This is a genomic window from Paenibacillus solanacearum (assembly GCF_910593845.1).
GTDB classification, from domain to species: domain Bacteria; phylum Bacillota; class Bacilli; order Paenibacillales; family NBRC-103111; genus Paenibacillus_G; species Paenibacillus_G solanacearum.
The window spans coordinates 34,123-41,666 of record NZ_CAJVAS010000052.1 but is presented as its reverse complement, the minus strand read 5'-3'; the positions used below and the strand labels follow the sequence as shown (position 1 = coordinate 41,666).

The 7,544-nt window shown below is 55.4% G+C and carries 9 protein-coding genes; 4 read left to right on the top strand and 5 right to left on the bottom strand.

Annotated elements, in window-relative coordinates:
• Positions 1-192: 192 nt before the first annotated feature.
• On the bottom strand, positions 193-690 hold the full coding sequence (locus tag KXG62_RS30165; protein ID WP_218095729.1) for an NUDIX hydrolase: 498 nt from the start codon (positions 688-690) through the stop codon (positions 193-195).
• A gap of 222 nt (positions 691-912) precedes the next feature.
• Between KXG62_RS30165 and KXG62_RS30160 the strand changes: the two genes are divergently transcribed.
• Both KXG62_RS30160 and KXG62_RS30155 read left to right on the top strand, forming a co-directional pair.
• Positions 913-1,587: an HAD family hydrolase gene (locus KXG62_RS30160; RefSeq protein ID WP_218095728.1), complete on the top strand. Its 675-nt coding sequence runs from the start codon at positions 913-915 to the stop codon at positions 1,585-1,587.
• 146 nt (positions 1,588-1,733) lie between these two features.
• Positions 1,734-2,309 carry a tetratricopeptide repeat protein gene (locus KXG62_RS30155; protein ID WP_218095727.1) on the top strand — a complete coding sequence of 192 codons (576 nt, stop codon included), beginning with the start codon at positions 1,734-1,736 and terminating at the stop codon, positions 2,307-2,309.
• 126 nt (positions 2,310-2,435) lie between these two features.
• Here KXG62_RS30155 and KXG62_RS30150 read toward each other — a convergent pair whose 3' ends face one another.
• The 4 genes from KXG62_RS30150 to KXG62_RS30135 are packed head-to-tail and all read right to left on the bottom strand — an operon-like array spanning position 2,436 to position 5,108.
• Positions 2,436-2,666 carry a hypothetical protein gene (locus tag KXG62_RS30150; RefSeq protein WP_218095726.1) on the bottom strand — a complete coding sequence of 77 codons (231 nt, stop codon included), beginning with the start codon at positions 2,664-2,666 and terminating at the stop codon, positions 2,436-2,438.
• 57 nt (positions 2,667-2,723) lie between these two features.
• A complete protein-coding gene (locus tag KXG62_RS30145) occupies positions 2,724-3,632 on the bottom strand; it encodes a hypothetical protein (RefSeq protein WP_218095725.1) in 909 nt (302 codons plus the stop codon).
• 36 nt (positions 3,633-3,668) lie between these two features.
• Positions 3,669-4,190, bottom strand: a complete 522-nt coding sequence (locus tag KXG62_RS30140; protein WP_218095724.1) for a hypothetical protein — start codon at positions 4,188-4,190, stop codon at positions 3,669-3,671.
• A 6-nt stretch (positions 4,191-4,196) separates the two neighbouring features.
• Entirely contained in the window at positions 4,197-5,108 is a 912-nt protein-coding gene (locus KXG62_RS30135; RefSeq protein WP_218095723.1) for a DUF4915 domain-containing protein, read from the bottom strand.
• Positions 5,109-5,410: 302 nt separating this feature from the next.
• On the opposite strand from KXG62_RS30135, the gene cysC reads away from it, so the two are divergent.
• Both cysC and KXG62_RS30125 read left to right on the top strand, forming a co-directional pair.
• Positions 5,411-6,028, top strand: a complete 618-nt coding sequence (cysC, locus tag KXG62_RS30130) for an adenylyl-sulfate kinase (RefSeq protein WP_218095722.1) — start codon at positions 5,411-5,413, stop codon at positions 6,026-6,028.
• 87 nt (positions 6,029-6,115) lie between these two features.
• Positions 6,116-7,459, top strand: a complete 1,344-nt coding sequence (locus tag KXG62_RS30125) for a phenylacetate--CoA ligase family protein (protein ID WP_218095721.1) — start codon at positions 6,116-6,118, stop codon at positions 7,457-7,459.
• Positions 7,460-7,544 lie beyond the last annotated feature (85 nt).

Below are 7,544 nucleotides of genomic sequence, written 5' to 3'. Positions count from 1 at the left end.
TTAAAGACGCTCTTGTAATCTGCATGCACATGAAAGACGAACATCGGAAAGCCGTATGAGGGAAAACCTCACGTACGGTTTGATGAGGAGGGGCTGAAAGTTTCAGCCCTTCACTCTAGCTGCATCGGAATACGTGATCCGGCCGGTCGGCACGCAAGGCAGCGAGCGGGTGAAGCGCCGGGCGCTAAGCGATCAGAATCGCGGGTCTTTGACGCGATGCTTTAAGTAAAACAGGATGGCGGCGCAGTCGATGCCAATAAATTGCTGCGGCTCGTTCCGCACTCGCTCAGCCAGCTCGTCTACGGTAATCCAGCGCGGGTTATGCGTCTGGTCGCCTTGCGCGAGCAGCTCGCCTTCCGCCATGCAAACAAAGTAATAGCCGACGGAATCGATCCCGCCTTTCAGCGTCTGGTAGGCGGCGAACGGCCGAATTGCTTCCACAACGGCATGCGGATGGATGCCGTCCGTGTCGATCCGCGTATCTTCCCCTTCGATCCAGGTGACCTCAAGTCCGGTTTCTTCCTTCACTTCGCGGCGCAGCGCGCCGGTCAGCGATTCGAAGGGCTCAACCCGTCCGCCCGGCAGCTCCAGCTGCCTCGGCTCGTTAGGCTTGACACGGGTTTGAATGATGATTTCGGTCTTTCCGTCGGATTCTCGCTCGACAATGGCACGGGCATTGACATAAAACAACGGCGGTCACTCCTTCTCCCCAATTGGACATTCTATATTTTAACATAAATGGATCGAGTGGAGGGCAGACCGAGACGGCACGGAGGAAAACAATGAAGAAATCGATAATTGTTTATTGCCAAATGGAAAAGGTTGGACTAATATTTTGTTATGTTAATGCGTTATCGAGTTAAATTAGTAACGTATTAACTTAATGAAAGTTCATGAGAGGCGGCGCGAGACATGACTAAAGCGATATTCCTGGATTTTTACGGTACGGTCGTCCATGAAGACGATGCTTACATCGACATGCTGTGCAAGCGAATCGCAAGCACCGCTTCGGTTCCGGCGGTATCTTCAGAGATTGGCCGGTTTTGGTGGAAACGGTTTTGCGGCAAATGCGCCGAAGCGTACGGTGAACGGTTCCAAACGCAAAGAGCGCTGGAAATCGAGGCGCTGCACGAGACGCTGGCCTCCGTCCAATCGCCGGAAAATCCCGACGAGCTCGCCGGGATTTTGTTCGAGCATTGGATGAAGCCCGGGCTGTTCGAAGACAGCGAGGCATTTTTTCGGCAGACGCAGCTGCCGGTATATATTTTGTCCAATATCGACCGCTCCGATCTGATCGCGGCGACCCGCAGCTGCGGCCTGGCGCTGGAAGGGGACCGTCTCATCACCAGCGAAGACGTTCGATCGTATAAGCCGCGGCAGGAAATGTTCGCCGAAGCGCTGAGGCGGTCGGGCGTCAAGCCCCATGAAGCGCTGCATGTAGGCGATTCACTCGCCAATGATGTGGGAGGCGCACGCATGGCCGGCATTCCGGTCGTGTGGATTAACCGCAAGCAAAAGCGGCTGCCGCCGGATTGCCGGCCCGATCGCGTCATATCCCGCTTAACGGAGCTGCTGGAGCCGCAATGAGATGCAAGAAGGAGTAAACAACCGTCAAAAATGTTGCAATGGTCCATACTTATAGACGGCATGCGGAATAAAATATGGAAGCGAATGCTGCGGGTTGTTTCCATTCGGTCAGAACAGCAGCAAATGGTCAAGAAAGGAACGATACTATGCCGAGCGACAAACAGGAGAACTATTCGCAGCAGCGCGATGCGACCCGGCTGCATGACATACTTCAGTGCGGTTACGCCAAGTTCAAAAGCTTGGAGTATGACGAAGCGCAGCAGCGGTTTGAAGAGGCTGCGGCGCTGGAGCCCCGCAGCGCCGAAGCGCACGCATGGCTGGCTGCGGTATACGGCCGCCGGATCGAAGGCGCGTGGAGCTTGATGGAGAAGGTCAAGCTGCTGCAGATGCTGGAGAACGAAGTGGCCATCGCCCTCGACATCGACCCGTCGCTGCCGCTTGCCCGAAGGATGAACGGCGCCCGCATGCTGAATACGCCGGAAATGCTCGGCGGCGATCCTGCGGCGGCGATCGATGAATTCCGCTACTGCATCGCCCAAGGAATGGATGAGGCCGACGTATGGCTGGCGCTCGCCGAATGCTATATTCAGACGGAGGAGCCGCACCAAGCGGCGGATGCGCTGGAAGAGGCGCTGCGGCGCGAGCCGGACAACGAGAAGGCGGCCGGGCTGCTGCGGCAGCTCGAAGGCGGAAGCGGCAGTGAACCCAATAACGCGCAATAAAGCGAAAATGCCCTGAGCTTATAGAAGCTTAGGGCATTTTCGTTTGAAGGCAAGAAACGTGCTGCTGCCGCCTTTGGCGGGCAGGCGACCGGCATACACCCGCCGCCTTGCCGCCGCCAGACGCATTCAGCGGGCTTTGGCTTGTTTGCGGGCAATTTCTTGCCCGGCTGCAATCAGACCGCTTTTCAACGCATTTCCTACTTTCTCCATGATTTCGTCGATGGGCTGATCCAGGTCATCGGCCACGATCAGCAGTTGTTCGCTGACCGTATTGGCTCCTGTTTTCAAAGCCGACTTAATGTAAGGCATCGCTTGCTTTTTTACCCGTTTGATGATTTTTCTCCGAATGTTGGACATGATGCTCACCTCCTTTCAAAGCTCCTGAGACCGAACCGCGGCTGTGGATCTGCTCGTTTAATGCTTGCGGCTATTCTTTTTCGGTTTGCTGGATGATTTCTTGTTCTTCTGGCTTGAAGACGAATCTTTCTTCGCTTTTTTGGATGCAGCGCGTTCTTTCTTTTCCTTTTTTAATACCGATTCGTCTTTCTTCTCTTTTTTGGCTGCGGTCTCATCGGGTTGATTTGCTTTGCGGGAAGCTTCTTTTTTCTTCTCCGCCGACTTCTTCTTTTTCGGCTGTCCCCAATGCTGGAGGGCGTCGCCGGTGGTGCGGGCGCCGATTCCGATCAATATCGCCTGAACGCTGTTGGCCGGCGGTTTGATTTCAACCGCGGGCTTGCCTTCCGCCGCCTGCAGCTTTTGGCTGACGCGCTGCCGCATGTCCGGCGTGAGCGTCCGGGTTTGCAGATTGCTCCAGCACATGACGGCATCCCGGTTCCGGCCGATGCTGGAATACGCTTCGCCCAGCTCATAAATGATGTTCGAATATTCGTCCGCCTCCAAGACGCCGGGCTGACGCAATTCCTGATCGATCAGGAACGTATAGTCTTCGATCGCCGTCTGCGTCCGTTTGAAGTACTTCTCCGGCAGTTGAGCGGCAGCTTTGCCTCGCAGCAGCCGGACCATGAGGTCATGCGGTGCGGCGGCCACCGCCTTGTCCAGGAGCATTAATCCGTTCTTGCACCATTTGAGCTTGTCGAGCGGCTTCGTCGCGTCCCGGGCGACCAGAATCATCGTGCTGCCATGATAGGCCTCCGCAAGAGGAACGCCCGGGTAATCGCGCCGCAGCAGCTCCAGCAGCCGGTTCGCTTCCTGAACGGAAGCTGCATTGCCTACGACGCCTTCGCCATGCAGCCGGATGATGTGATTCAGCCTCTCGTGGAACGAGGCGGATAGCTGGCTGACCTTTACGCTTTGAATTGTCAACGGATTCCTTCCCCCCTGCGTTATGAATTGTTCGCGTTACTTTTTCGCGGATTTGTGCTGGGCTAGACGCTGCAGTACCGCGCTCGCTTCGGCGGGATTTCCCGCATTTTGATAGGCTGTGCTCAGTTGGCGTAAGATCTCGCTTACCTGTTTATGCGACAAATAGCTGGAATTCTCCTTATAACGGTCCAGCAGAAACGTAAAATCCTCGATCGCCGTCCTGGAGCATTGGAAGTATGACTCTGGCAGCCGTACGCACACGTTGGCGCGCAGCAGCCGGATTTCCTTATGGCCCGGATCGAGCTTCACGGCCCGGTTCAGTGCGTCAAGCCCTTCCTGCGCCTTATCGGCCTTCTCCAGCGGCTTCGCCGCATCCCGCGCCAGCAAAGCAAGAGAACTGCCGTAGTACGCTTCGATGAGCGCATCGGAAGGCTCCGCTTCCCGCAGCTTCGCCAGCTTCTCATTCGCGTTTTTCGCCGCTTTTTTGTCGCCGTCGACGCCTTTGGCATGAAGCTTCTTCACTTCTTCTAACGGTTTCTTCTGTTTGTCGTTGGCCATGAACGATTAACCTCCCGATGGAAATTGCTGTTGAAGGATGAGAATCTGGTACACCTGCTGTGCAGGAAGCGGCACAAATCGGGAGATTCGGAACTCCGGATTGTAGACGTAGATTCCGCCGTCAAGGCTGCAGTTGGACATTTCGTGAGGAATGCGCAGCACATGTCTCATGCGGCTCTGCCCGATAAAGACCGTATCGTCCGTTATGGCCAATCCGCGCGTAAAGCCCGCCACTTGAATTTTCGTATCGTTTCCGGTAACGGCGTAAAAGGACATGGAGTCGCAATAAGCCAGCTGCGCGTTATGCACCATAACCGTGTGCGGCATATACAGGCGGCTCACGACAATATGATTCGCCGGGTCAATGCCGATGCTGTCATGCGGATGAAAGCCGGTCAAATCGACAGCGATAATCGCGCCGTTCCGCTGCATCGGGTCCAAAAACCATTTGTCATAGGGCGAGAACATCGAAACATATAACGTCGAACCTTCCAACCAAATGTCGTTGATATGATGAATATCTTTCTCTATCGGATTGAAACGGATCTCTCCGATTCGCGTGAACGTATCGGTCTCATAGCAGCCGATCGCATTCACCGCTGTCTCGGCCACAAGAACTACCCGCTCGCTGAGCTTGGCGACGCCATGGAAATCGAGCTTCCGGTGCTTCGTTCTGGATGTCAGCCGGAACGCCGAATCGAAAGCAAGGATCTGGTTATCGTCGGTCGCCACGATGAGCTTGTTATCCGCCCACGCCATCCCCATGCAGCTGGCGGTGTACAGCTTCTGCATGGCGTTGCGCTGAAAGTCGAGCAAAAACAATCCTCCTTCGTCCGGACCGCTGGCCGGACAGCTGACCAGGAGGCGCGTATGAACATATTGGAAATCTTGGTCATTTTCCAACCCGTACAGCAACACAGGCTTAATTCCCTCCTTCAGGTTCGATCGCTCTATGCTAGTTACGATATGTGAGTCTTGCAATCGGCGGTTGGATGAAATGCTTACTTTATCGAAAATATACACTTGTCTGAGTCAAGTCTTGTTTCTCTTGCATCTCATAAATAGAGTAATCCGGAAGGGGGGAAGATCACTGATCAATGGGAAGTAAGCGAGGAAAGGGTCCTAGCGAGAAACAAGAAAGAAGCGGAAGCGACCGCCGGCTCCTTGCCTCCGATGGGTATAACGCACACTATAGATTCGCTGTGGGAGGGTAGAATCGGTTGGAAACGAACATTACGCGGCATCCATCCCATATTACAAGAGATCACCGGTACAGGCTGAATCGACATCATAGCAGCGTGCTATGGCTTACGGGCCTGTCGGGATCGGGTAAATCTACGCTGGCTTATGCACTGGAGAAGGCGCTGTATCAGGCGAGCTGCCGCTCTTATGTTCTGGACGGCGACAATATCCGTCACGGCTTGAATCAGGATCTCGGGTTCCAGCCCGAAGACCGCAAGGAGAACATTCGCAGAATTGCGGAGGTGGCAAAGCTGTTCGCGGATGCGGGCATGATTGCCGTAACCGCGTTCATTTCTCCGTATCGGGCGGATCGCGAGATGGCGCGGTCGATTGTCGGCGAAGGGGATTTTATAGAGATTTACGTGAAATGCTCGCTGAGCGAATGCGAAAGGCGCGATCCGAAGGGGCTGTACCAAAAGGCGAGAGCGGGTGAAATCGCGCAGTTCACCGGCATATCCGCGCCTTACGAGCCTCCGGACCGGCCGGAGCTGGTCATCGAATCGGACCGGTATTCGGTAAGCGAATCGGTGGCCCGGATTCTGAACTTGTTATCGTCCCGCACGAAGCTGAGCCTGGAGAACCGGAACCGGGAATGACGCTGCTTCGCAGCCTGACGGCGGCGCCATCCTCTCGCGGGTCACGATGGCCCGGGCTTTCTGCGGAAATGGAATAGGAGGATGAATATGAAACTGCAATCTCACAAGATGACGGTTTCGATCGACGAGCATGCGTCCCATCTGGAACAATTCAAAGCTTTCTATAAACAGCTGGACGACGAAGGAAGAACGATAGAGAAGCTGCCCCGGCAGCGAATCGAAGACTATCAGCTGGAAGCGATCAACGCGACGCTGGCGCATGTCTGGAACCGGAACGAACATTACCGCGCGAAGCTGGAGGAAGCCGGCTTCACCGAGCCGAAGATCGACCGGCTGGAGCAGCTGTCGACGGTACCGCTGCTGCGCAAAGACGTCATTCGGGGAGATAAACAAAAATTATTATGCGTCGACCCGAAAGAAATCGGCCAGGTGCATCTCACGAGCGGAACGTCGGGCAAGCCGATCTATACCGCTTACACGCTGGCTGATCAATACGTGTACGATCTGCTGCCCAAATATTTGGAATTGTTCAAGGAAACGGACGCCGACGTGGCCGCCGTTGCGCTGCCGTACGAGTTTGCGCTGCCGGGTCTCGGATTCCAGCGGCTGTTCCAGTTTGCATTCGGCACGGCGGTGCTGTCGCTCGGCAAAGGCGGATACATGGCTCCCGTCGATAAATCGTTGGAGCTGATGAAAGAATACCAGGCCACAGTGCTGGCCACGACGCCGTCCTATGCGGCGCTTCTGGCGGAGCAAAGCGAGCGGTACGGCATTAAAATCGGCGAGGATATTAAGCTGAAACGAATCATACTCACCGGCGAAGGCTGCTCCCACACCTTCCGCACGCGGCTTGAAGCATGGTGGGGCTGCGAGGTGTCCTTCTTCTACGGCTCGACCGAATGCGGCGGCGTCGCGGTGGAGTGCAGCCATCACAAAGGTTATCACCTCATGGAAGGGCATGTGAAAGTGGAGATAATCGATCCGGTTACGGAAAAGCCGCTGCCTTACGGACAAACCGGAGAAATTATCGTCACGACGCTGCTGCGCGAGGGCATGCCGATGGTGCGGTACCGCTCCGGGGATATCGGCTATTTGCAGCCGTCCCAGTGCGCTTGCGGCATCACGATGGACGTCCTGCATCTGCGAGGCCGGATGGAGAGCATGCTGCGCTTGGGCGGCGAAGATTATTCTCCGTTCCTGATTGAGCATTTCCTGATGGAAATTCCCGATGTCGGCATGTGGTACCACTTCAAGCTGAACAAAGGGAAGTTCAAGATCGAAGCCGAGCCGTTCCGGACGAAGCTGAGCGACAAGCAGCTGGCGTCCAAAATCAAAAAGCATATGTTCGAGCGGATCGGCGTGGAGTGCGAAGTGGAAATCAGGCACGATATTCCTCGCACCTTCGGCAAGGCGACCCGGATATTCCAGTAAACGGGCGGAGACAACCTCTGTCGTCTGCGATGGAAATTCGCTGCGTCATGTGTGCTGGAGCGCATGTTTTCGAAAGGAGGTGTCC